Source organism: Herbaspirillum sp. AP02 (genome assembly GCF_015767275.1).
Classification (GTDB): Bacteria; Pseudomonadota; Gammaproteobacteria; order Burkholderiales; family Burkholderiaceae_D; genus Herbaspirillum.
In genome coordinates, this window is the sequence record NZ_JADWMY010000001.1 from 56979 (window position 1) to 76899 (window position 19921).

Consider the following 19921-nt stretch of genomic DNA (forward strand, 5'->3'; position numbering starts at 1 on the left):
TGGAGACAGGCCGCTTGTGCTAGCATGGCGCCTCGCAACAAGGAGGTTTCATCACATGTCCCAGATCTTCCCGTACAGGGGAAATGCCGTCATTCCAGAGGTCAAGAAGCTTGATAACGGTAAATTCATGGCTTGCTTCGTGATTCACGAGGGCAAGGATGGCAGCGGCAAGCTGCGCTACCAGCGCAAGGCGCCCACCAATGAATTCGACTCCGAAGACGAGGCGATTGCCTACATCCTCGATTTCTCGGGCGACTGGATCGACGAAAACCCGATGTGAGTCCGCGCAGGTGCGGTCAGCAGAGGTAGCGGGGCATCAAGGTCCCCAGGATACTCAGGCAGCGCCGGTCACGATCACATGAAAAAAGAGCCGCATGGTTTTTTCCCTGCGGCTCTTTTTTCGTCTGTACGCTGTTGATCCGGACTGTTTGATTCGATCCTGGCTAGTTGCCCAACTGGCCGCCGGCCGTCTGCTCGAACCATTCACTGCCACGCTGTACGAAAGTCTGCGTGGCCTCCAGCGCGAAGGAGCGCGCCTCGGGTTGCCAGGCCAGGCGGTGTACCACGATCTCGTGCGGCTGTACCTGCAGCACGTTGAATGAATTGCTCTCGCCACGGCCCCGGGTGGAGGTGGCTGTGCCGGCCTGTACCACCAGCGCCGAATAGCCGGGGATGTGATAGCGTCCGGCGCTGCTGACGGCGGAGCTGGTATGCACATGGCCAGCCAGCAGCAGGTCGGCGCCGCACAGGGCAAAGGCGCGCATGGCGGGCACCGCCTGGCCGACCAGGCCATGATGCTGCGGCCCCGGTGGCAGGTCGAAGGGGTGGTGGGTGACGATGATCTTGACCAGATGGTCGTCCACCGCCGCCAGTTCGCGCCGCGCCAGTTCGATCTGGCGGTCGTTGACGCGCCCGTCCTGGATGGTCAGCGAGCGGGCGGTGTTGATGCCGACGACGGCAATCTCATCGTCCACGTAGGAGGGCTGCAGATCCTGGGTGATGTGGCGCTTGTACTTGCGCAGCGGCTGCAGCAGGCGCGCGGCGACATTGAAGAGCGGCACGTCGTGGTTGCCCGGTACAACCAGTTGCGGCTTGGGCAGGGCGTCCAGGAACTGGCGCGCCTCTTTGAACTGGCTGCTGCGCGCGCGCTGGGTGAGGTCGCCCGAGACCACCACCAGATCGGGGCGCAGCTCGTGGATCTGGGCGATCAGCGGTTCGATGATGGCGGCGTCGATGCGGCCGAAATGCAGGTCCGACAGATGGATCAGGGTGCGCATCAGCGGTCCCCCCACAGTGTGTCCAGCACGCCGGCTTCCTTGCCGGCATCCTCGCTCGCTTCCTGCGGCACGATCACCTCCAGCGAGGCGGGGCGGATGCGGTAGTGCAGCGGCGTCTGCATCAGGTTGACCTCACCATCGGTGGCCACACGCATGCGCTTCTTGTGGGTTTCGATGTGGATCTCGGTGGCGGTCAGCACGTCGAAGTCCTGCGCTGCCTGCAGGCGCCCGAACAGCGCATGCAAGGCCAGCCGCAGCAGGCCCCAGCGTCCGGTGCGATGACAGACGTACAGGCTCAGGCGGCCATCGGTAAGGGTGGAACGCTTGCCGATGTCCAGGCCGCTCATCAGATATTCGTTGTTGCCGATGAAGACGAAGGGCGTGCGGCGCCAGTGTTCCTGGCCATCGATGGAGAGGCGCACGCGCAGGAAAGGGTAGCGCCGCAGCGCGCCCATGGCTGCCCAGGTGAAGGCCAGCCACTTGCCGCGCCCCAGGCGGGCCTGCTGTTTCTCGCGCTCGCGCACGATGTCCGGATACAGGCCCAGGCTGGAATTATTGATGAAGGGCTGGCCATTGACCTCGCCACTGTCGACCCGCAGGCGGCGCCCGGTGGCGATGTTGGCGATGGCCTCTTCCAAGGCCAACGGGATGCCGAGGTCCTTGGCGAAGTGGTTCAGCGTGCCCAGCGGCAGCACGCCCAGCGCACTGCGGCACTGGCCGTCGGCCAGCAGGGTGGATGCCACGGCATTGACGCTGCCGTCGCCGCCGCCCACGGCCACCACCGGGACCTGGTCGCGCACCGCCTGGCGTGCAGCCTGCAGCATGTCTTCGCCGCTGTGCGCCAGGTGCACCACGGCGTGCAGGCCGTGGCGGGCGAATTCGTCGGTGATATGGGCGGCCAGCGCTTCGGCGTGACCGCCACCGGCCTTGGCATTGATGGTGGCGACCACGTCGGGGCGGCCGGTTCCGGACTTGCTGTCGGGTAAATTCTGGAGGGCTTGTTGTTCTGGCATTCGCAACGAGGGGATGTTGGAAAGTCAGTTGGAACGCGACATCGCCCAATAGTGCCGTTGTATCGTGAAAACCGCCGTGGTCCACAGTGCGAACCAGGCCGTTCCCACCAGCATCGCCCCCAGCACATCGCTCAGGAAGTGGGCGCCGAGATAGACGCGGCTGAACGCGGTCAGTCCGACCAGCAGCAGTGCCGCGCCCACCACGACCCGCTGTACGCCGGCAGGGCCCAAGCGCAAGCGTGCGCCGAGGGTCGCGAGCAGGGCCGGCTGGTTCAGCAGGTAGGCCGCCAGCACGGCGTAGAGCAAGGTGGCGCCGATGGTGTGTCCGCTGGGGAAGCTGTAGCTGTGCAGCACCAGGATGGGATCCTCGAAGCTGGGCCGCATGCGGGCGAAGACATGCTTGAGCGTGTAGTTGAAGAGCATGCCGCCCGGCAATGCCAGTGCCAGGTCGGCCGCCCAGGCCCATTGTCGCGCCCGCACCATGTGCCGCAGCAGCAGTGCGCCCATCACCAGCACGCCGAGGGTGCCGTGCAGGTGGGTGTAGCCCAGCACCAGCTCGGTCAGGGGTGAGAAGGCGCGCTGGTTGAACCAGTCCGCCAGTTGCTGATCCAGGCGCGTAAGCGCGCCCTTGGTGGCGACTTCATAGGCGATCAGGGCAAACAGCAGTGCAGTGGACAGCACCGCCATGAGGCCGGTGGTCAGCGGCAGGCCGAGGTGGTGATCGCGCGCCAGACGGGCGCGCAGGAAGTTTTTCAGGGAGGACGGGGAAGAGGGAGGGAGCCGGGGTGTTGTCATCCGGCCATTCTAACCTCTCGCAGGCGGGTGCCGGCAGCTCAGGCGCAGGGGTCGTTGCCCAGGGCAATGGCACGCAGGGTCGGCAGGTCGCTCAGTTCGACGTCGCGGTGGTTGACCTCGATGACACCGGTCTTCTTGAAGTTGGTCAGCAGGCGGCTCACGCTTTCCACCGCCAGGCCCAGGTAGTTGCCGATTTCCTCGCGCGTCATGCGCAACTGGAAGCGGGTGGTCGAGTAGCCACGGCTGGCGTAACGCGACGACAGGTTCAGCAGGAAGGCCGCCATCTTCTGCTGGGCGGTCATGCTGCCCAGGGTCAGCATGACGCGCTGTTCGCGGGAAATCTCCAGGCTCATCATGCGATGGAACTGGCGCAGCAGGGTCGGCATGTCGCGGAACAGGTCTTCCAGCCGCGAGAAGGGGATTTCACAGACTTCGCTGTCTTCCAGTGCCACCGCTTCGCACAGGTGGTGGCCGGCGCCGATGGCATCCATGCCCAGCAGTTCGCCGGCCATCTGGAAGCCGGTGATCTGCTGGCCGCCGTTGGTATTGCTCTGGAAGGTCTTGAAATGCCCCAGCCGGATGGCATAGAGCATGTCGAACTTGTCGTTGAGGCGGTACAGGGTTTCGTCGCGCTTGACCTTGCGGCGGCGGTTGATGACCTGTTCCAGCCGCTGCATGTCGCCCTGGTCCAGCCCCATCGGCAGGCATAGCTGGTGCATGCTGCAGGCCGAGCAACTGGCGCGCAGGGTATGCAATGTGAGCGGTGGCGGCGAATGGGCGGACATGGGGGCGGGTAGGCTGGACATAAGCGTGTGGAGTTCCTCTATGTTGTGGCGGCGTCGGCTGGCCAGGGCTTGGCGGGATGATATGTGATGCGGCACATTGTCATGCGGCTACGCAGCTATTTTTTCGATACTTTTACCACAGTTATTGCCTGCCGAATGCATCTGGGTAGGTGATAACTGAAACTTTCATCACTTCAATCCATAACGTGCATTCCAGTTAAGTCAAGCCACGTTTCTCGACTATGGGCGGAGTGGCCCCGCGCAACGGGAATGCGCCGCCGGTCCTACTTGATCAGCTTCAAGACCGTGCGGAACTGCGGATGCGCGCTCTCCCGCAGCCATTCATAGGCCACCATTTCCAGGGTCACCGGAATGGCGCCGGCCTGGCGCATGCGCTCAAAGGCGGCGTCGCGGTCCAGGGCGCGGCGCGAACCGCAGGCCTCCAGCAGCGGCAGGACGTGATAGCCCCGTTGCAGCAGGGACAACGCCGTCTGCAGCACGCAGATATGCGCCTCGCAGCCGGCGACGACGATCTGCCGCACCGAACTCGGCAGTGCTGCCGGCAAACCCTCGGCACAGGCATCGAAGTGCTGCTTGGAGAGGGTCTTGTCGCACAGACGGCGGATATCGGGGTGGTTGGGGCCGAGCTTGTCGGGCATCTGTTCGGTCCCGATCACGGGCACCCCCAGCAGACCGGCGATGGTGGCCATGCGCACCGTTTGCGCCAGCACGGCCTGGCCGTCATGGATGGCGGGCAACAGCCTTTCCTGCGGGTCGACGACCAGCAGGGCGGATTCATGGGCCTGGATCAGCATGGGGCGATGTCCATATCGCGTTCTCCTTGAGGGATGGTTGGCAGAAATTGAAGGTTTTGTGTCATTGACGCCAAAGTGCCGTCGATCCGACAATTTTTCCATCAATGACCCAACTGAGCAAATCCTATGAGCCTACCTTCCGCCGCCCCTGCCGGTGGCCGCAACGCCGCCGTGCTGGCCCTGTGCCAGGGCCTGTTTACCTGCGCCATCTCGATCGACCTGACCCTGACCGCGCTGACCGGCTGGCAACTGGCGCCGGACAAGGCCCTGGCGACGCTGCCGTTTGCCCTCATCACGGTGGCCGGAGCGGTGGTGACCTGGTTCGCGGCCTTCCTGATCCAGCGCCTCGGGCGGCGCTGGTCCTTCGTGCTGGGTGCCGCCAGTTGCTGCGTGGGTGGCCTGGTGTCGGTGTGGTCGGTGTTCCATGCCCAGTTCTGGACTTTCTGCGCCGGCACCGCCCTGGTCGGGGTGTTCCAGGCCTTTGCCCAGTATTACCGTCTGGCGGCAGCCGATGCCGTCAGTGAAGCGGCCAAGAGCCGTGCCATCTCCACTGTGCTGGCCGGCGGCGTGATCGCGGCGCTGGTGGGTCCGGCACTGGCGGCGTGGAGCAAGGACTGGTTCCCGACCGCGCTCTTTGCCGGGGCCTATCTGGTGGTGGCCGCCATGGGCCTGCTGTCGGTGCTGGTGCTGGTGCTGTTCTATCGCGACCAGACCGATCACCTTTCTGCCACCGCGGTCACGGGCGCGGAACTGGAGCCGGCGCGTCCGTTGTCGGTCATTGCCCGCACCCCGGTGTTCATGGCCTCGGTGGCCAACAACGTGGCCGGGTCGATGGTGATGATGTTCATCATGACCGCAGCCCCGCTGGCGGCCGTGGCCTGTCACCACGGTATCGACGACGGTGCGGCCATCATCCAGTGGCACCTGATGGGCATGTATGCGCCATCCTTCTTCGCCGGGCGCCTGATCCAGCGCTTCGGCCTGGGCAGCGTGCTGCTGGCCGGGCTGGCCATGAACCTGGGCTGCGCGCTCATCGCCATGCTCTCGACCACCTTGCCGGCTTTCTATGTGGCCTTGCTGCTGCTGGGCGTGGGCTGGAACTTCATGTTCGTCGGCGGCACCACCTTGCTGGCACAGTCCTATACCCCGTCCGAACGCGCCAAGACCCAGGGCCTGGCCGAGCTGATGCGTTACGGCGCCACCGCCTTGGCGACACTTGGGGCCGGTCCTTTGCTGGCGCGTTTCGGCTGGGAAACCCTCAACGCCGCCATCCTGCCGGTGCTGCTGCTGTCGGCATTGGTCACCGGGCGCTGGATGCTGGCCCAGCGCGCCGGACGGGCGACGCTGGCAGCCGGGCTGCGCTAAGATCGCACGGACCTTCACCCCAAGACTCAGATATCGCATGGAATCCAAGCACGCGCCGCGCCAGGTCGTCATCCTGGCTTATGAGGGCATGAACCTGCTCGACCTGTCCGGTCCCCTGCAGGTGCTGGCCACCACCAACCGCCTACAAGGGCGTGAAGCGTATCGCCTGCATGTGGCGTCGGCGCAGGGTGGCGCCATCGTCACCAGCGCTGGCCTGCCGGTGATGACGCAGTCACTGGCGGCCTTGGATGCGTTGCTGGCCGGGCAGGAGTTGCACACGCTGATCTCGCCCGGCGGCAGCCTGGGCGAGCCCTTCAGTCTGGACCTGGCACTGGTGGCATGGATACGCAGGATGGCGCCGCGTGCACAGCGCGTCTGTTCGGTCTGTACTGGCGCCTTCCACCTGGCCGAGGCTGGCGTGCTGGACGGCCTGCGGGTGACCACGCACTGGGACTCGGCCGAGCAGTTGCAGCGCCGCTATCCGGCACTGGAGGTCGATGGCGACCCGATCTATATCCGCCAGGGCCGCATCTGGACGTCCGCAGGCGTCACCGCCGGCATCGACCTGGCACTGGCACTGGTGGAGCAGGACCTGGGCCACGCCTGCGCCATCGCCACGGCGCGCCAGTTGGTGGTATTCGTCAAGCGCCCGGGCGGGCAGTCGCAGTTCAGCACCCCGCTGGCGTCCCAGGCGACCGGGGCAGGGCGTTTTGCCGAACTGCACGCCTGGATCGCCGCCCATCTGGAAGCCGACCTGCGGGTGGAAAACCTGGCGCGCCAGGCCAATATGAGCCCGCGCACCTTTGCCCGGCTCTACGTGGCCGAAACCGGACGCACGCCGGCCCGTGCCGTCGAACTGATGCGGCTGGAAGCGGCGCGCCGTGCGCTGGAAGAGACCCGCCTGCCGCTCAAGCGCATTGCCAGTCAGGCCGGCTACGGGGAAGAGCAGAACCTGCGGCGCGTATTCCTGCGCCAGCTCGGGGTCAGTCCGGGGCAGTACCGCGAGCGTTTCGCAACGCCGGCGGTGGCGCAGGTCAGCGCCTAGCTCGCGGCACTGGTGTCCGGCAAGGGCTCCAGCGACTTCAACCCGGCCAGGGAATCCAGCCACCATGACAGCGCCGGTCCGGCCGGGTGGTCGGGCTTGTAGACGCACTGGATCGGCAGCTCCTCGCCCTGGGGCGAGTGGTGGATGGTGCTGATGCTGATCAGCCGTCCCGCTGCCAGGTCATCCTTGACCACGTGCAGGGGCATATTGCCCCAGCCCATGCCGGCACGCAGCAAGGCGTGCTTGGTACCCAGGTCGCTCATGCGCCAGGTCAGGCGCGAGTGCACCGAAAAGTCCTGCCGTGCGGTGAGCTCGCTGCGGTCGCTCAGCACCAGCTGGGTCTGCTGCTGCAGCATCTTTTCCGTCACCCGTCCCTTGACCTGGGCCAGCGGGTGCCCGGGCGCCACCACCGCCACAAGTTGCACGCTGGGTAAGGTAATGCGCAGCAGGTTGGGCGGCGTGGTGGGCAGCGTGCCCAGGATGCCCAGCATGGAGCGGCCATCGATGACCCGCTCGGCCACCGCCCCCAGCGCTTCCACCTCCAGCCGCACTGTCACGGCGGGGAAGGCGTCACGAAAGCGCCGCAGCAGGTCCACCAGACAATCGGTGGGGAAGAACACGTCCACCGCCAGCGACATCTCCAGTTCCTGCCCGCGCGCATAGGAATTGGCGCGCACCTGCAACGAATCCACATGGTCCAGCACCTGCCGCGCATCGGCCAGCAGCGCCACGCCGGGACGGGTCAGCTGTGGCCGATAGCCGCTACGGTCGAACAGCAGCACCCCCAGCTGATCTTCCAGCGTGGCGATGGCATAGCTCACCGCCGATTGCGCCCGCGCCAGCTTGCGTGCGGCTGCCAGGAAACTGCCACTGTCGGCAACCTGGACAAATACACGCAGTTGATCCAGCGACAGACGTTCGATGTTCATGCGATTCCCCGGGAAAAAGCAAAAAGCCAACTATATCTAGTATTTCGATATTGATTATAAAAAGATAATCAGTTTTTTCGGGAGACGAACTTGCCTATTCTGTCATCACTGGCTGCAGCGAACGCCGAGAGCGAACAGCGCAAAGCCGGGCTTTGTCAGCAGTAGCAAGAAGATCACGTAGAAAAATGCAATCAGGCAACACGGCATCACAATTCAAACAACCCGTAGTTCACCCATACCCAATATCAGAGAGGCTTACCATGATCACCAACTTCACCACCTTCCGTATCGGCCGCGTCCTGCTGGCGTCGCTGTTCGTCATCTCCGGGATCTTCAAGATCGTCGGCTTCGCCGGTACCGTCGGCTACTTCACCAGCCTGGGCCTGCCGGTCCCGACCCTGGCCGTGCTGGTCACCATCCTGGTCGAAGTCGGCGGCGGCCTGCTGCTCATGAGCGGTCGCGGCGTGCGTCCGGTGTCGCTGGTGATTGCACTCTTCACCGTCGGCGCCACCCTGTCGGCCCACCATTTCTGGACCATGGAAGGTGCCGCCGCCCAGGGTCAGATGATTCACTTCCTGAAGAACGTGGCCCTGATCGGCGCCTTGCTGCTGGTGTCGTCCATCGATACCAACGCCCAGCCCGAAGAAGCCCGTTGATCTAATGATCGACTGATCTGCACTGCACCCGTACCGTCAACGCCATACCGGCCCGCACCCAAGAGGTGCGGGCGCATTCAAGGAGATCGACCATGACTACCCCCTATACCCGCCAGATCGAACGCCTGGTCAACGGCATCCCTACCCAGGATGGCGCCGGCGTCAGCCTCACCCGCGTGCTGACCCATGACCTGCAACGCCGCCTGGACCCGTTCCTGATGCTGGACGCCTTCCACTCCGACGAACCCAGCGATTACCTGGCCGGTTTCCCCGACCATCCGCACCGCGGTTTCGAGACCGTGACCTATATGCTGGCCGGCCGCATGCGCCACCGCGACAATGCCGGCAACGAAGGTCTGCTGGAACCGGGTGGCATGCAATGGATGACCGCCGGTCGTGGCCTGGTGCATTCCGAATTGCCGGAGCAGGAAAACGGCCTCATGAGCGGCTTCCAGCTGTGGGTCAACCTGGCCGGCAAGGACAAGATGACCGATCCCGGCTACCAGGACATCCCCTCGGCCGGCATTCCCGAAAGCTCCCCGCAACCCGGCGTGAAGGTACGCGTGCTGGCCGGTAGCGCCTTCGGTACCGATGGCGCCATCCGCCGCGAGACCACCGAGCCGCTGTACCTGGATCTGGACCTGGAAGCTGGCGTGACCGTGGAACTGCCGATTCCGGCTACCCACAATGCCTTCCTCTACGTCTATCAGGGCCGCTTGGCGGTAGGTGGCGAAGGCGCCGAGACCCGTCCGGCCGAAGCCGGTCGCATGGCCGTGCTGACCAATCCGGTCGGTGCCACCGGGGTGAAGGTGCGGGCCGAGCAGGGTAGCCGTTTCCTGCTGATCGCGGGCAAGCCACTGAATGAGCCTATTGCCCAATGGGGACCGTTCGTGATGAACACCCGCGAGCAGGTCGAGACCGCCATCGATGATTTCCGCGCCGGACGTTTTTGAGTACGTCTGCACCGAAACTGATTGCACTTCATCGCCAGCAAACTGAACGAAAAAAACGGGCGTCCGGGACGTCCGCACCCTAACAGGAGAGCACCATGAGCAACATCCTTCACAAGATCCAGGGCCTGACCCGCGACATCGGTTTCCCCGTGCGCCGTCTGCTGCCCGCTGCTGCCGCCCGTACCGTCGGCCCCTTCGTCTTCTTCGATCACATGGGTCCGGTGGAATTCGACGCCGGCACTACCGAAGGCGATGTCCGTCCACACCCGCATATCGGTCTGGCCACCGTCACCTACCTGTTCTCCGGCGCGATGATGCACCGCGACAGCCTGGGCGTGGTCCAGCGCATCACCCCGGGCGCGGTCAACTGGATGGCCTCGGGCCGCGGCATCGTGCACTCCGAGCGCATTCCCGATGACATCCGCGAGCAGAAGGTGCCGGTGCACGGTCTGCAGATGTGGGTAGCGTTGCCGGCCGACCAGGAAGACGGTGCGCCGAGCTTCCATCACTATGCGTCGGAAGACATGCCGCAGACCGAGGTGGGCGGTGCCAGGCTGCACGTGCTGGCCGGTTCGGCCTTCGGCGTGACCTCGCCGGTGCAGACCGCCAGCCCCACCCTGTACGTGGCCGGCAGTACCACCGAGGGCGCCGAGCTGGAGATCAGCGCCGAGGTGCAGGAGCGTGCCGTCTATGTGGTCCGTGGTGATGTGACGCTGGATGGCGAAAGCATGCCGGCCGGTACCCTGGCCATCCTGGCGCCGGGCGCGGTGGTGGCCCTCAAGGCGCTGGGCGAGGCGGTCTTCATGATCCTGGGCGGCGCGCCGCTGGATGGTCCGCGTTTCGTGTGGTGGAATTTCGTGTCCACCTCGCGTGACAAGATCGACGCCGCCAAGGAGGCCTGGAATGGCCGTGACAAGCAGGTGTTCCCGGACATCCCGGGCGAAACCGAGTGGATTCCGCTGCCAGCCCATTGAGCCGCATCCCGGATCCACGGTGCTGAAAAGAAAACCGCCAGTCGTATGCATTGCATGCATTGCGACTGGCGGTTTTTTTACCGGCGTCGGCCGGTGGGGCGGACCTCAGAGCAGTCCGATGATGCGGCCCATCTCGGTGATGTAGGGGCTGTCCTTCAAGACCTGGTTTTCCAGGCTGTCGGCGGCGCGGCGCAGCGATTGCCAGGTATCGCTGACCTCGCCGGCATGGGGTTGCGGCGCGCTCAGGTGTTGCCGCAGGCGGGCGATATCGTCGCGCAGCTGGTCGGCTTCGGTACTGCCGGCGGGCAGTTTCTGCAGTTCCGCCTCGAACTGGCCGACCATGTCCAGCAGGCGCTGGTGATCGAAACCCGGGGTTTGCATTTGCTCGCTCATGAATTCTCCTTCGGTGATTGACCGGCTCCATGATAGGCGCATTGCCGCAGGGCCGGCGAAAAAAGCCGCCGGGGTTTGCCCGGCGTCAAGTTCTGCTGTTTGGTCGTCAATGGCCAGACGAAGTTCCGGTAAGGCGTCACCCGCATGCTTTGCTACACTGGCGGCTGTTTTTGCGTGCGGCGCGTCCTGCGCCGCCATTGCCTATCCTGATTCATGACTTCACAAGACGATTTCCCGCCGCAGCTCATCTGGCAGTCCGGCGCGCTCCAACATCAGCTGCGCTGGCATTCCGAGGCCGGTAATCCGCCTCCCAAACGGGTACAGGAGGCGGACGACCAGCTCGCCGCCGATACCGCCTACCGGCTGGCCTGCGAAGGGACCGGCCTGCTCTGGCGGGGCGACTTCCAGAATGCGCGGCAGCTGCTGCAGGCATTGGGGCGCCGGGTCGACAAGGGGCGCGAGCGTGCCCTGGCCAAGAGCCGCGACAAGCCCGCCACCGGCGAGAGCCCGGCCCAGGCCTTCCACCAGCATCGCCAGATGCAGGCCCAGCGGGCCCGCATCCTGGGCATGCTGCTCATCCCCGTGGAACCCGGTTTCGTGGTGCCGCTGCGGCGCGCACCGGATGTGCAGAAGGCCTGCAGCGAGGCCTACGATGCGGCGCTGGCGGCCGAGCCCTTTGCGGTCTCGTTGCGCGAACTGCAGGGCCTGATCGGTGCCCATGAATGGCGCAAGAAGGGCGTCGAGATTGCCGCACTGGATGGGCGCATCCATCCCTACTACGGGGTGTTTTCGCCGGTGCGGGGCGAGTATGTGGACCTGGTGGCGCAGGCGCCACTGCCGTCCACCGAGCTGGCCTTCGACATCGGCGTGGGCAGCGGCGTGCTCTCGGCGGTGCTGGCCAAACGCGGCGTTCGCAAGATCGTCGGCACCGACATGGACCCGCGCGCCCTGGCCTGCGCAGATGAAAACCTGCGGACCCTGGGGCTGCGCAAGCAGGTCGAACTGCAGCAGGCCGACCTGTTCCCGCCCGGCCGGGCGCCACTGGTGGTGTGCAATCCACCGTGGCTGCCGGCACGACCCAGCTCCGCCATCGAACATGCCGTCTATGACCCCGACAGCCGCATGCTGCTGGGTTTCCTCAATGGGCTGGCGGCGCACCTGAGTGCCCAGGGCGAGGGTTGGCTGATCCTCTCCGATTTCGCCGAGCATCTCGGCCTGCGCGCACCGGGCATGCTGGCGCAAGCCATTGCGCAAGCGGGCCTGGAGGTGGTGGCACGGCACGACATCAAGCCGCGCCACGGCAAGGCCGTCGACCGTGATGACCCGCTGTTCGCCGCCCGCAGCAAGGAAACCACCACCCTGTGGCGCCTGCGCGCCCGGGGCTAGTCCATCGCGATAGCCATCCTGGGAGAGCCTTGATCATGACATTTCCACGCATCCTGGCCTGGCTGCTGTGCGCAGCGACCATGCCCGCCCTGGCCCAGGTCACCACGCGCGACCTGGGCGGCCACTATGGCCCACACCAGCAGGCGGTGCCGATCCCGGTGCCGGTCCCCGTGCCGGACAACCTGAACGGCAATGGCGTGCTGGCCGAGCCCATCACCACCTCTGGCAACAGTTGCAGCTGCCAGGTGGCGCCCACCAGTGGTAGCGCCTGCATGATCTTCCTGCGCACCAATGCGGCCGACTGGATCGCCAGTCATGCCGCCCAGACGCCGCTGCGTTCCTCTGCCAGCGGCCGTTACTACGATGCGCCGTTCGCCCTGGCCGCCAGTGCCTGCGCCGGGCGCAAGGTGGCCCCGGCGGGCGTGAAGGTGCACTGGCTGGACCGCCGCAACGCCATCATCGAGTGGAAATGATCGGGTAGAGATAGCGCCGGTGGCTCAGCCTGGCGCCTGCCAGGCCGGGAACTGCAGGATGACTGCAAAATGGCCGTCCGCCAGATAGGCAAACTGCATCTCGCCGCCGTGGGCACGCATCACCTCTTCGACGATGGACAAGCCCAGGCTGGCGCCCATGCGATCAGCGCCACGCGGCGCAAAGGGCTTGCGCAGGCGCTCCCAGTCCCCGGCCGGGATGCCCGGTCCGTCATCGATGAAGCGCAACTGATGGTATTGAGCATCGCTATCCACCCGCACATGCAGCAATCCTGGCGCCCCATATTGCAGAGCGTTGTCGAGGATGTTCTTGATCGCCTCGCCCAGCGCAATGGCATCGCCCAGGATCAGGCAGGGCAGGGGCGGCACATCCAGCGCCAGGTCATGCGGCGTGCGCGCCCGGTTGGACAGCACCTCGGTCATCTGTGAGCGCACCAGCGCGGCCAGGTCGATGGGTTCCTGCAGGCGGCTGTCGTTGCGATGCTGCACCATCGCATGGTTGATCAGCTGGTTCACCAGCGCGCCCAGGCTGCGCGTGCGTTCGCGCAGCAGGCTCAGGTGGCGTTGGCGTTTCTCCTCGTTGTTCTCGCTGGCGAGTAGTTCCATCTGCGCCACCAGCGCAGTCACCGGTGTGCGCAGCTGGTGCGCGGCGTCGCCGATCACGCGCCGCATGGTGGCCCGGTGCACTGACAGGCGCTGCATGAAGGCATTGATGGCCGAGACCAGGGCGTGGGTTTCCGCCGGCACCGTCAGGGCCAGGGGCGACAGGTCATTCAGATCACGTTCGCGGATGGCCGCCTCGATGCGTTTTAACGGCGCCAGTGCCTGGTACAGCGTGAACATGGCGGCCACCAGCGTCAGCACGCTCATCACCACGATCACCACCAGCGCCTTGCTGCCCAGGCTGTGGGCGAAGGACATGCGGGCATTGTTGGTCTGCGCCAGCACGATGACCGCCCAGGGATGCGGGCTGTCGACCGGCATGCGGCGACCGATGATGGCCATGCGCACCGGCGTGCCCAGGTATTGGCCGTCGCGCAGCAGCGGGCCCTGTTCCAGTTCGTTCCAGGGAATCTCTGGGCGGAATTCGGCGTCGCCGGCGATCACCCGGCCACGCGGATCGAAGACGGCATAGATGGCATGGTCGCCGGTGCCCAGCATCGACAGCGCCGCCAGGGGCACATCGACACTGACCTCGCCATGGTCGTACCAGGTGTTTTCGGCGATCTGCAGGGCGCTGCCGGCGAGGATGCGGTCGTAGGCGTCCTTGGCGGCCAGCTGGGTGGAAATCCAGATGGCGATCAACAGTACCGCCGCGCTGACCAGCAGTACCGCCCCCACCCGCACCACCAGCCGGGTATAGAGCGAGCGCCCGGCTACCACATCTTGCGTGCGGCCCTGCATCAGGGCAGTGCCTCGACCGGGGCCTGCAGCACCAGCTGGTAGCCCAGACCGCGCAGGGTACGGATCTCGAAGGCGGCACCGGCCAGCTTCTTGCGCAGGCGCGCCACGTATTGCTCCACCGTGTTGGCGTTGGGCGTGTCATCGACAGTGAAGAGCCGATCCATCAGCTCATCCTTGTTGAAGATGCGGCCCGGACGGGCGGCGATGATTTCCAGCAGGGTCACCTCGCGCCGGGTCAGGTCGATGGGCTGGCCGTCCAGCGTGGCGCTGCGGCTCTTGCGGTCGATGCACAGGTTGGCGCAGTGCAGCAGGTTGGTGGATTCACCACCGCTACGGCGCAGCAGGACGCGGATGCGGGCCTCCAGTTCGCGGAAATCGAAGGGCTTGACCAGGTAGTCATCCGCGCCCAGGTCCAGGGCGCGCACCCGTTCCTCGATCTCGCCGCAGGCGGTCAGCATCAGCACCGGGGTGTGCTGGCCGCGCGTGCGCAATTGTTCCAGCAGGGTGAAGCCGTCCAGCTGCGGCAGCATCACATCCAGGATCAAGAGGTCGAAGGCCTCGCCCAGGCGGCGGCTGGCGGCCAGGCCCTGGCTCTCCCATTCCACGGTATGGCCGATGCGGGTGAGGTGGGAGACGATGGCCTCGGCCACGTCGGCGGTGTCTTCGACCAGCAGGATGCGCATGGGGATCTCCAGTGTGATGGCGGTGCCGCAGCTGTGGGCGCTGCTTGGGCGTGTTGCAGGGCGCCATTGTATGCCCGAACGCGTAGGGAAAAACAGCCGTCAGCTTTTAGTCAGATTCGTTACAGCTTCACGGCCTAGCATCCGTTCCAACATAAATCCTATAAATCATTTGGAGACTTGCATGAGCGACAATGCCCATGGCGCATCTGCCATCGATCCATCGCGTCCGCTGCTGGAGATCGACCGCGTCACCCTGCAATACAAGACCACCGATTCGCTGGTGACGGCTACCCAGAGCGTGAGCTTCAACGTCCATCCGGGCGATCGCTACATCCTGCTGGGTCCCTCCGGTTGCGGCAAGTCCACCCTGTTGAAGGCCATCGGCGGCTACCTGCAACCGACCTCCGGCGCGATCCGTCTCAAGGGTCGCGAGGTGCATGAGCCGGGGCCGGACCGCATGATGGTGTTCCAGGAATTCGACCAGCTGCTGCCCTGGAAGACGGTGCGCCAGAACGTCGAATTCGCGTTGCACGCCAGTGGTCGCCTGCAGGGCCGCGCCGCCGCCGAGCGCGCCGAGTACTACATCAGCAAGGTGGGTCTGGCCAAGTTCATCGACTGCTATCCGCACATGCTCTCGGGGGGCATGAAGCAGCGCGTCTCGATCGCCCGTGGCATGGCCATGGAGCCGGACGTGCTGCTGATGGACGAACCCTTCGCCGCACTGGACGCGCTGACCCGCCGCAAGATGCAGGACGAGCTGCTGCGCCTGTGGGACGACACCCAGTTCACGGTGCTCTTCGTGACCCACTCCATCGAGGAAGCCATCCGCGTCGGCACCCGCATCCTCCTGCTGACCCCGCACCCGGGCCAGGTGCGCGCCGAACTCAACAGCATCGACCCCAGCCAGCTGGGAACCGCCGCCCAGGCCGAGCTGGAAACCCGCATCAACGACATGCTGTTCGCGCATCACTGAGCCGCGCCAGGAGACAAGAATCATGCAAACCAATCTGCCCTACGTCCGCCCCGAAATCGTGGTGGAACCGAACCCCAATGCCGCCGCCGAGGTCCAGCGCCCGTTGTCGGCCTTCGAATCGCTGTACCGCATGGGCTGGCTGCGCAAGACCGTGATCCTGCTGGTTCTGGCGCTGATCTGGGAAGTCTATGGCCGCTGGCTGGACAATGCGCTGCTCTTCCCCAGCTTCAGCGAGACGCTGCAGGCCTTCCTCTCCGGCATCGGCAGCGGCGTGCTGCTGGAGCGTGCCGCCGTGTCCATGCAGACCCTGCTGGTGGGTTACGGCCTGGGCATCCTGCTGGCCGGGCTGTTGACCACGGTGGCCATCAGCTCGCGCATCGGCAATGACCTGCTGGAAACCCTGACCTCCATGTTCAACCCGCTGCCGGCCATCGCGCTCTTGCCGCTGGCGCTGATCTGGTTCGGCCTGGGCACCGGCAGCATCATCTTCGTACTGGTGCATTCGGTGCTGTGGGCGGTGGCTCTGAATACCCACGGCGGTTTCCGGGCGGTGTCCAACACCCTGCGCATGGTGGGCCAGAACTATGGCCTGCGCCGCTTCTCGCTGGTGAAATCGATCCTGATTCCGGCCGCCTTCCCGAGCATCCTCACGGGCCTGAAGGTGGGCTGGGCCTTCGCCTGGCGCACCCTGATCGCGGCTGAACTGGTGTTCGGCGTCTCCTCCGGCGCCGGCGGCCTGGGCTGGTACATCTTCGAAAACCGCAACCAGCTGGAAACCGCCAACGTCTTCTCGGGCCTGTTCTTCGTGATCATCATCGGCCTGGTGGTCGAGAACCTGATCTTCGCCCAGATCGAGAAGCGCACCATCCGCCGCTGGGGCATGCAGCACTGAGACTGACCGCAACAAGACCCACCACGACAAGACCGTCCGTGACAAGACCGATAAACTGAGAACCTACAGGAGACAACCCATGAAACGTCGTACCTTTAGCAGCATGATGATCGCCGCGACCCTGGCGCTGTCCGGCGCCGCCGGTGCCGCCCGCGCCGAAGCGCCGGAAGTGCGCATCTCCCACGGCTACGGCCTGCTGTACCTGCCGCTGATGGTGATCCGCGACCAGGGCCTGCTGGAAAAACATGCCAAGGCCATGGGCCTGGGCGATGTGAAGGCCAAGTGGGTGCTGCTGGACGGCGGCAACGTCATCAACGACGCCATGCTGGCCGGTAACCTTGACATCGCCGGTACCGGCGCCCCGGGCTTCGTGACCCTGTGGTCCAAGGCCCACGGCATCCCGCGTTCGGAAGTGGTGGGCCTGGGCGCACTGTCGACCTCGCCGCTCTGGCTCAACACCAACAACCCCAACGTCAAGTCCCTGAAGGACTTCACGCCCAAGGACAAGATCGCCATCCCTGGCATCAAGACCTCGCTGTCGGCGGTGCTGTTGCAGATGGCCGCCGCCAAGACCTTCGGTGCCGAGAATTACGCCAAGCTGGACCCGCTGACGGTGAGCCTGTCGCACCCGGAGGCGATGGCCTCGCTGGTCTCCGGCAAGACCGAGATCACCGCCCACTTCACCTCGCCGCCGTTCTCCTACCAGGAATCCAAGGCCCCCGGCATCACCCGCGTGCTGAACTCCACCGACGTGCTGGGCCACCTCACCATCGACGTGGTGTTCGCCCTGAAGTCCTTCACCGACAAGAACCCCAAGCTGACGCAAGCCTTTATGGCGGCGCAGGAAGAAGCGAACGCCTATATCGTCAAGAACCGCAAGGGCGCGGCTGAAACCTTCCTGCGTGTCTCCAAGCTCAAGCTGCCGCAGGACGAAGTGGAACAGATGCTGGCCGACCCCGGTACCGAGTTCTCGACCACGCCGGTGGACATCATGCAATACGTGCTCTTCATGAGCAAAGCCGGCACCATCAAGACCAAGCCGGCGGTGTGGAACGAGATGTTCGTGCCGGCCTTCAAGGACCGCAAGGGGAGTTGAGGGAAGTGCAGGGAAGTTGCGTGGCGCTGTCTTGCCATGACATGACACAGCCGGGGGCGGCAGACGCTGCCCCCGGCTGTGTCATTTTTCTTGCGCGTTGATCCGGTCGCAACGCTGTGCCACCAGCTCCACCAGTGCATCTCCCAGCGATTCCGGCCGCCCTTCGAACAGGCGCTGCAAGGCCTGCGGATCGGCCAGATGCGCATACAGCGCCTGGCGCGCCGGGTAATCGGTCGCCATGCGCACGGCCGCCAGGATGTAGTCGTCCAGGGTGGCCGCAATGGTCCAGTCGGGCAGGCCGACCCGGCGGAACAGGCCCTCGTCGATGTGCTCGAAGACTTCCGGCCCGGTCTTGCAGACCCCCGGCAGGCCGACCGTGAAGGCATCGATGATGCCGTTGGTATTGCCGAAGGGCAGGGGCGACAGGAACATGTCGCACTGGTTGAAGATGGACAGGTACTGCTGGTAAGGCTGATGCGGATAGACCTGTGCGCCCGGCACGTAGCGCAGGATCAGGCGCTGCAGTTGCGGATACAGCAGGCCCTGCGCCTGCCCCACCAGGAAGTGCAGTTGCACCTGCTTGCCGCTACCACCGGCGGGCGGCTGGGCGGACAATTCCACGATCTTCTGGCAGGCCATCAGGAAGCGCGGATTGAGCTTCATCGTGGTGGCAGCGATGGCGATGTTGACGTGAGCTTGGTCGCGTCGCTCCAGACGCGGCACGGCAAAGGGGATGGCGGAAGGACGATAGGGCTGGCCGTCGGCCGGCAGGCGCAGCAGCTTTTCGCTGAAGCAGTCCGGGTCGCCGACGAAGTCATCTTCCACGCTGATGTAGTCGATGCGCGGTGAATGCGTGGTGGCCGGGTGGCCCAGTGCCGCCACCTGCAGCGGTGCCACGCGCAGGTTGGCGGCAAACATGGTGATCGGGAACATGCCTACGCTGGGCATGTAGAACACCTGCGGCTGCCGGGTGCGGGCCTGTTCAGCGATCTGGCGCATGCAACCCATCAGGTCCGAAGGTTGCTTCAGGATGACGAATTCGTCGAAGACCGCCCGTCCCAGATCGTCGGTATTGGCCTCGTAGCCCATGGCTACGACATGGAAGTGGCGCCGCGCCGCCTCCAGCGTCTTGGAGTGGGTGCGGTAGATGGAGTGACCACCGGAAAACCATTCCAGCAGCACCAGCATGACCGGTTTGCCATCGACCCGGCCAGCGCCGTCGTGATCCAGGTCGACCAGACCCTCGGCGCGCAGCTTCTTGACGATCAACTGGTTGATGGCGCCCTTGATGCGGTGGCGCTGCGGCAGGTCGGCATAGCTGCAGTGCATGTAGACGTCATGCAGCACCGCCACCGGCAGGCCGTCCAGCGAATCCAGCTGCTGCAGCCGGTCCGGCAGCCAGCCCAGCAAGGCCTCGCGCTTGGAGTGCGCCGCCGGCGTACCGAGAAAGCGTGGCGACATCAAGGCCAGGAACAGGGCGGCCGCCAGCGGCTTGTTCTGCGCCCACAGCATCTCCACGTCCAGCGGCAGTTCCGATTCGGGCGAATAGAGGATGCAGAATTTCACCAGGTCCAGCGGCTTGATTTCGAACACCTCGGCCTGCGGGCCGCCCAGCTTGAGCGAGGCCAGGATGTGGTCGGCATTGATGAAATGGCTGGCGCTGAACAGCGCCGCCAGCCAGCGCTGGAAATTGATCAACTGGCCGAAGCCGTCCGGGCTGATGTGAAAGGCGGGGTCCGAGAACAAGGCTGAAATGGCACTGGTGACGCGGGTCAGCATGTGCTGCTCCAGCTCGCCGGCGGTGACAGCGGCCGACACCTGCAGCGAAAACTTGTCGGCCAGCTGCCCGTACTGGCGATCGATCAGCAACAGCAGGCGCACCAGTTCGCGGGCGGCTGGCTCATGCTGACGCGAGTAGCACAGGTACTCGAATTTTTCCAGGGAGAAAATCTCGTCGGGGCTGGCCGTCATGGCGGGATCTCGTCATCAAATGGAG

General features: G+C 65.1%; 21 protein-coding genes. 11 read left to right on the forward strand and 10 right to left on the reverse strand.

Annotation, left to right across the window (positions count from 1 at the left end; genetic code table 11):
- Positions 1-55: 55 nt before the first annotated feature.
- A complete protein-coding gene (locus tag I5R65_RS00245; RefSeq protein WP_180670896.1) occupies positions 56-280 on the forward strand; it encodes a hypothetical protein in 225 nt (74 codons plus the stop codon).
- A gap of 163 nt (positions 281-443) precedes the next feature.
- On the opposite strand, the gene I5R65_RS00250 is transcribed toward I5R65_RS00245, so the two are convergent.
- From I5R65_RS00250 to I5R65_RS00270, 5 genes are all read right to left on the reverse strand, one after another.
- Positions 444-1277, reverse strand: coding sequence for a metallophosphoesterase (locus tag I5R65_RS00250; protein WP_180670897.1), 834 nt, complete (start codon positions 1275-1277; stop codon positions 444-446).
- The gene (locus tag I5R65_RS00255; RefSeq protein ID WP_180670898.1) at positions 1277-2290 is read right to left on the reverse strand and encodes a diacylglycerol kinase family protein; all 1014 of its coding nucleotides are present in this window, start codon (positions 2288-2290) and stop codon (positions 1277-1279) included. The genes I5R65_RS00250 and I5R65_RS00255 overlap by 1 nt, the downstream gene beginning before the upstream one ends.
- A 24-nt stretch (positions 2291-2314) precedes the next feature.
- Positions 2315-3085 (reverse strand): phosphatase PAP2 family protein, encoded by a 771-nt coding sequence (locus tag I5R65_RS00260; protein ID WP_180670899.1) that lies wholly within the window; start codon positions 3083-3085, stop codon positions 2315-2317.
- 38 nt (positions 3086-3123) lie between these two features.
- Complete coding sequence (fnr, locus tag I5R65_RS00265) at positions 3124-3891, reverse strand: fumarate/nitrate reduction transcriptional regulator Fnr (protein ID WP_180670900.1); 768 nt, start codon at positions 3889-3891, stop codon at positions 3124-3126.
- A gap of 263 nt (positions 3892-4154) precedes the next feature.
- On the reverse strand, positions 4155-4685 hold the full coding sequence (locus I5R65_RS00270; RefSeq protein ID WP_180670901.1) for an isochorismatase family protein: 531 nt from the start codon (positions 4683-4685) through the stop codon (positions 4155-4157).
- A 126-nt stretch (positions 4686-4811) separates the two neighbouring features.
- Between I5R65_RS00270 and I5R65_RS00275 the strand changes: the two genes are divergently transcribed.
- Both I5R65_RS00275 and I5R65_RS00280 read left to right on the forward strand, forming a co-directional pair.
- A complete protein-coding gene (locus I5R65_RS00275; protein WP_180670902.1) occupies positions 4812-6050 on the forward strand; it encodes an MFS transporter in 1239 nt (412 codons plus the stop codon).
- A gap of 37 nt (positions 6051-6087) precedes the next feature.
- Entirely contained in the window at positions 6088-7095 is a 1008-nt protein-coding gene (locus I5R65_RS00280; RefSeq protein ID WP_180670903.1) for a GlxA family transcriptional regulator, read from the forward strand.
- On the opposite strand, the gene I5R65_RS00285 is transcribed toward I5R65_RS00280, so the two are convergent.
- Positions 7092-8024 carry a LysR family transcriptional regulator gene (locus I5R65_RS00285; RefSeq protein WP_180670904.1) on the reverse strand — a complete coding sequence of 311 codons (933 nt, stop codon included), beginning with the start codon at positions 8022-8024 and terminating at the stop codon, positions 7092-7094. The genes I5R65_RS00280 and I5R65_RS00285 overlap by 4 nt on opposite strands.
- 260 nt (positions 8025-8284) lie before the next feature.
- Between I5R65_RS00285 and I5R65_RS00290 the strand changes: the two genes are divergently transcribed.
- The 3 genes from I5R65_RS00290 to I5R65_RS00300 all read left to right on the forward strand — a co-directional run bounded on the left by I5R65_RS00290 (position 8285) and on the right by I5R65_RS00300 (position 10607).
- Positions 8285-8680 carry a DoxX family protein gene (locus I5R65_RS00290; protein ID WP_180670905.1) on the forward strand — a complete coding sequence of 132 codons (396 nt, stop codon included), beginning with the start codon at positions 8285-8287 and terminating at the stop codon, positions 8678-8680.
- Positions 8681-8772: 92 nt separating this feature from the next.
- Positions 8773-9633, forward strand: a complete 861-nt coding sequence (locus I5R65_RS00295; RefSeq protein ID WP_180670906.1) for a pirin family protein — start codon at positions 8773-8775, stop codon at positions 9631-9633.
- A gap of 95 nt (positions 9634-9728) precedes the next feature.
- The gene (locus I5R65_RS00300) at positions 9729-10607 is read left to right on the forward strand and encodes a pirin family protein (RefSeq protein WP_180670907.1); all 879 of its coding nucleotides are present in this window, start codon (positions 9729-9731) and stop codon (positions 10605-10607) included.
- Positions 10608-10712: 105 nt separating this feature from the next.
- Here the strand turns inward: I5R65_RS00300 and I5R65_RS00305 are convergent, their stop codons facing one another.
- Positions 10713-11000 carry a hypothetical protein gene (locus I5R65_RS00305; RefSeq protein WP_180670908.1) on the reverse strand — a complete coding sequence of 96 codons (288 nt, stop codon included), beginning with the start codon at positions 10998-11000 and terminating at the stop codon, positions 10713-10715.
- Positions 11001-11213: 213 nt separating this feature from the next.
- Here I5R65_RS00305 and I5R65_RS00310 point away from each other — a divergent pair, with 213 nt between their 5' ends.
- Complete coding sequence (locus I5R65_RS00310; protein WP_180670909.1) at positions 11214-12386, forward strand: class I SAM-dependent methyltransferase; 1173 nt, start codon at positions 11214-11216, stop codon at positions 12384-12386.
- Positions 12387-12421: 35 nt separating this feature from the next.
- Entirely contained in the window at positions 12422-12859 is a 438-nt protein-coding gene (locus tag I5R65_RS00315) for a hypothetical protein (RefSeq protein WP_180670910.1), read from the forward strand.
- 24 nt (positions 12860-12883) lie between these two features.
- Here I5R65_RS00315 and I5R65_RS00320 read toward each other — a convergent pair whose 3' ends face one another.
- Together I5R65_RS00320 and I5R65_RS00325 are read right to left on the reverse strand one after the other, a co-directional pair.
- A complete protein-coding gene (locus tag I5R65_RS00320; protein ID WP_180670911.1) occupies positions 12884-14281 on the reverse strand; it encodes a sensor histidine kinase in 1398 nt (465 codons plus the stop codon).
- The gene (locus tag I5R65_RS00325) at positions 14281-14964 is read right to left on the reverse strand and encodes a response regulator transcription factor (RefSeq protein WP_180670912.1); all 684 of its coding nucleotides are present in this window, start codon (positions 14962-14964) and stop codon (positions 14281-14283) included. Before I5R65_RS00325 ends, I5R65_RS00320 begins: the two co-directional genes overlap by 1 nt.
- Before the next feature lie 181 nt (positions 14965-15145).
- Between I5R65_RS00325 and I5R65_RS00330 the strand changes: the two genes are divergently transcribed.
- The 3 genes from I5R65_RS00330 (at position 15146) to I5R65_RS00340 (ending at position 17925) form a co-directional block, all read left to right on the forward strand.
- Positions 15146-15937 carry an ABC transporter ATP-binding protein gene (locus tag I5R65_RS00330; protein WP_180670913.1) on the forward strand — a complete coding sequence of 264 codons (792 nt, stop codon included), beginning with the start codon at positions 15146-15148 and terminating at the stop codon, positions 15935-15937.
- 22 nt (positions 15938-15959) lie between these two features.
- Positions 15960-16829, forward strand: a complete 870-nt coding sequence (locus tag I5R65_RS00335) for an ABC transporter permease (protein WP_180670914.1) — start codon at positions 15960-15962, stop codon at positions 16827-16829.
- A 79-nt stretch (positions 16830-16908) separates the two neighbouring features.
- Entirely contained in the window at positions 16909-17925 is a 1017-nt protein-coding gene (locus I5R65_RS00340) for an ABC transporter substrate-binding protein (protein WP_180670915.1), read from the forward strand.
- A gap of 81 nt (positions 17926-18006) precedes the next feature.
- Here the strand turns inward: I5R65_RS00340 and I5R65_RS00345 are convergent, their stop codons facing one another.
- The gene (locus I5R65_RS00345; protein ID WP_180670916.1) at positions 18007-19896 is read right to left on the reverse strand and encodes a peptide transporter; all 1890 of its coding nucleotides are present in this window, start codon (positions 19894-19896) and stop codon (positions 18007-18009) included.
- Positions 19897-19921 lie beyond the last annotated feature (25 nt).

What these genes read in the sequence shown, in the direction of transcription:
- I5R65_RS00305 (WP_180670908.1), bottom strand. Translation starts at nt 11,000, where the DNA reads ATGAGCGAGCAAATGCAAACCCCGGGTTTCGATCACCAGCGCCTGCTG.
- I5R65_RS00310 (WP_180670909.1), top strand. Translation starts at nt 11,214, where the DNA reads ATGACTTCACAAGACGATTTCCCGCCGCAGCTCATCTGGCAGTCCGGC.
- I5R65_RS00275 (WP_180670902.1), top strand. Translation starts at nt 4,812, where the DNA reads ATGAGCCTACCTTCCGCCGCCCCTGCCGGTGGCCGCAACGCCGCCGTG.
- I5R65_RS00320 (WP_180670911.1), bottom strand. Translation starts at nt 14,281, where the DNA reads ATGCAGGGCCGCACGCAAGATGTGGTAGCCGGGCGCTCGCTCTATACC.
- I5R65_RS00245 (WP_180670896.1), top strand. Translation starts at nt 56, where the DNA reads ATGTCCCAGATCTTCCCGTACAGGGGAAATGCCGTCATTCCAGAGGTC.
- I5R65_RS00340 (WP_180670915.1), top strand. Translation starts at nt 16,909, where the DNA reads ATGAAACGTCGTACCTTTAGCAGCATGATGATCGCCGCGACCCTGGCG.
- fnr (WP_180670900.1), bottom strand. Translation starts at nt 3,891, where the DNA reads ATGTCCAGCCTACCCGCCCCCATGTCCGCCCATTCGCCGCCACCGCTC.
- I5R65_RS00300 (WP_180670907.1), top strand. Translation starts at nt 9,729, where the DNA reads ATGAGCAACATCCTTCACAAGATCCAGGGCCTGACCCGCGACATCGGT.
- I5R65_RS00285 (WP_180670904.1), bottom strand. Translation starts at nt 8,024, where the DNA reads ATGAACATCGAACGTCTGTCGCTGGATCAACTGCGTGTATTTGTCCAG.
- I5R65_RS00290 (WP_180670905.1), top strand. Translation starts at nt 8,285, where the DNA reads ATGATCACCAACTTCACCACCTTCCGTATCGGCCGCGTCCTGCTGGCG.
- I5R65_RS00270 (WP_180670901.1), bottom strand. Translation starts at nt 4,685, where the DNA reads ATGCTGATCCAGGCCCATGAATCCGCCCTGCTGGTCGTCGACCCGCAG.
- I5R65_RS00295 (WP_180670906.1), top strand. Translation starts at nt 8,773, where the DNA reads ATGACTACCCCCTATACCCGCCAGATCGAACGCCTGGTCAACGGCATC.
- I5R65_RS00280 (WP_180670903.1), top strand. Translation starts at nt 6,088, where the DNA reads ATGGAATCCAAGCACGCGCCGCGCCAGGTCGTCATCCTGGCTTATGAG.
- I5R65_RS00260 (WP_180670899.1), bottom strand. Translation starts at nt 3,085, where the DNA reads ATGACAACACCCCGGCTCCCTCCCTCTTCCCCGTCCTCCCTGAAAAAC.
- I5R65_RS00345 (WP_180670916.1), bottom strand. Translation starts at nt 19,896, where the DNA reads ATGACGGCCAGCCCCGACGAGATTTTCTCCCTGGAAAAATTCGAGTAC.
- I5R65_RS00330 (WP_180670913.1), top strand. Translation starts at nt 15,146, where the DNA reads ATGAGCGACAATGCCCATGGCGCATCTGCCATCGATCCATCGCGTCCG.
- I5R65_RS00250 (WP_180670897.1), bottom strand. Translation starts at nt 1,277, where the DNA reads ATGCGCACCCTGATCCATCTGTCGGACCTGCATTTCGGCCGCATCGAC.
- I5R65_RS00255 (WP_180670898.1), bottom strand. Translation starts at nt 2,290, where the DNA reads ATGCCAGAACAACAAGCCCTCCAGAATTTACCCGACAGCAAGTCCGGA.
- I5R65_RS00315 (WP_180670910.1), top strand. Translation starts at nt 12,422, where the DNA reads ATGACATTTCCACGCATCCTGGCCTGGCTGCTGTGCGCAGCGACCATG.
- I5R65_RS00335 (WP_180670914.1), top strand. Translation starts at nt 15,960, where the DNA reads ATGCAAACCAATCTGCCCTACGTCCGCCCCGAAATCGTGGTGGAACCG.
- I5R65_RS00325 (WP_180670912.1), bottom strand. Translation starts at nt 14,964, where the DNA reads ATGCGCATCCTGCTGGTCGAAGACACCGCCGACGTGGCCGAGGCCATC.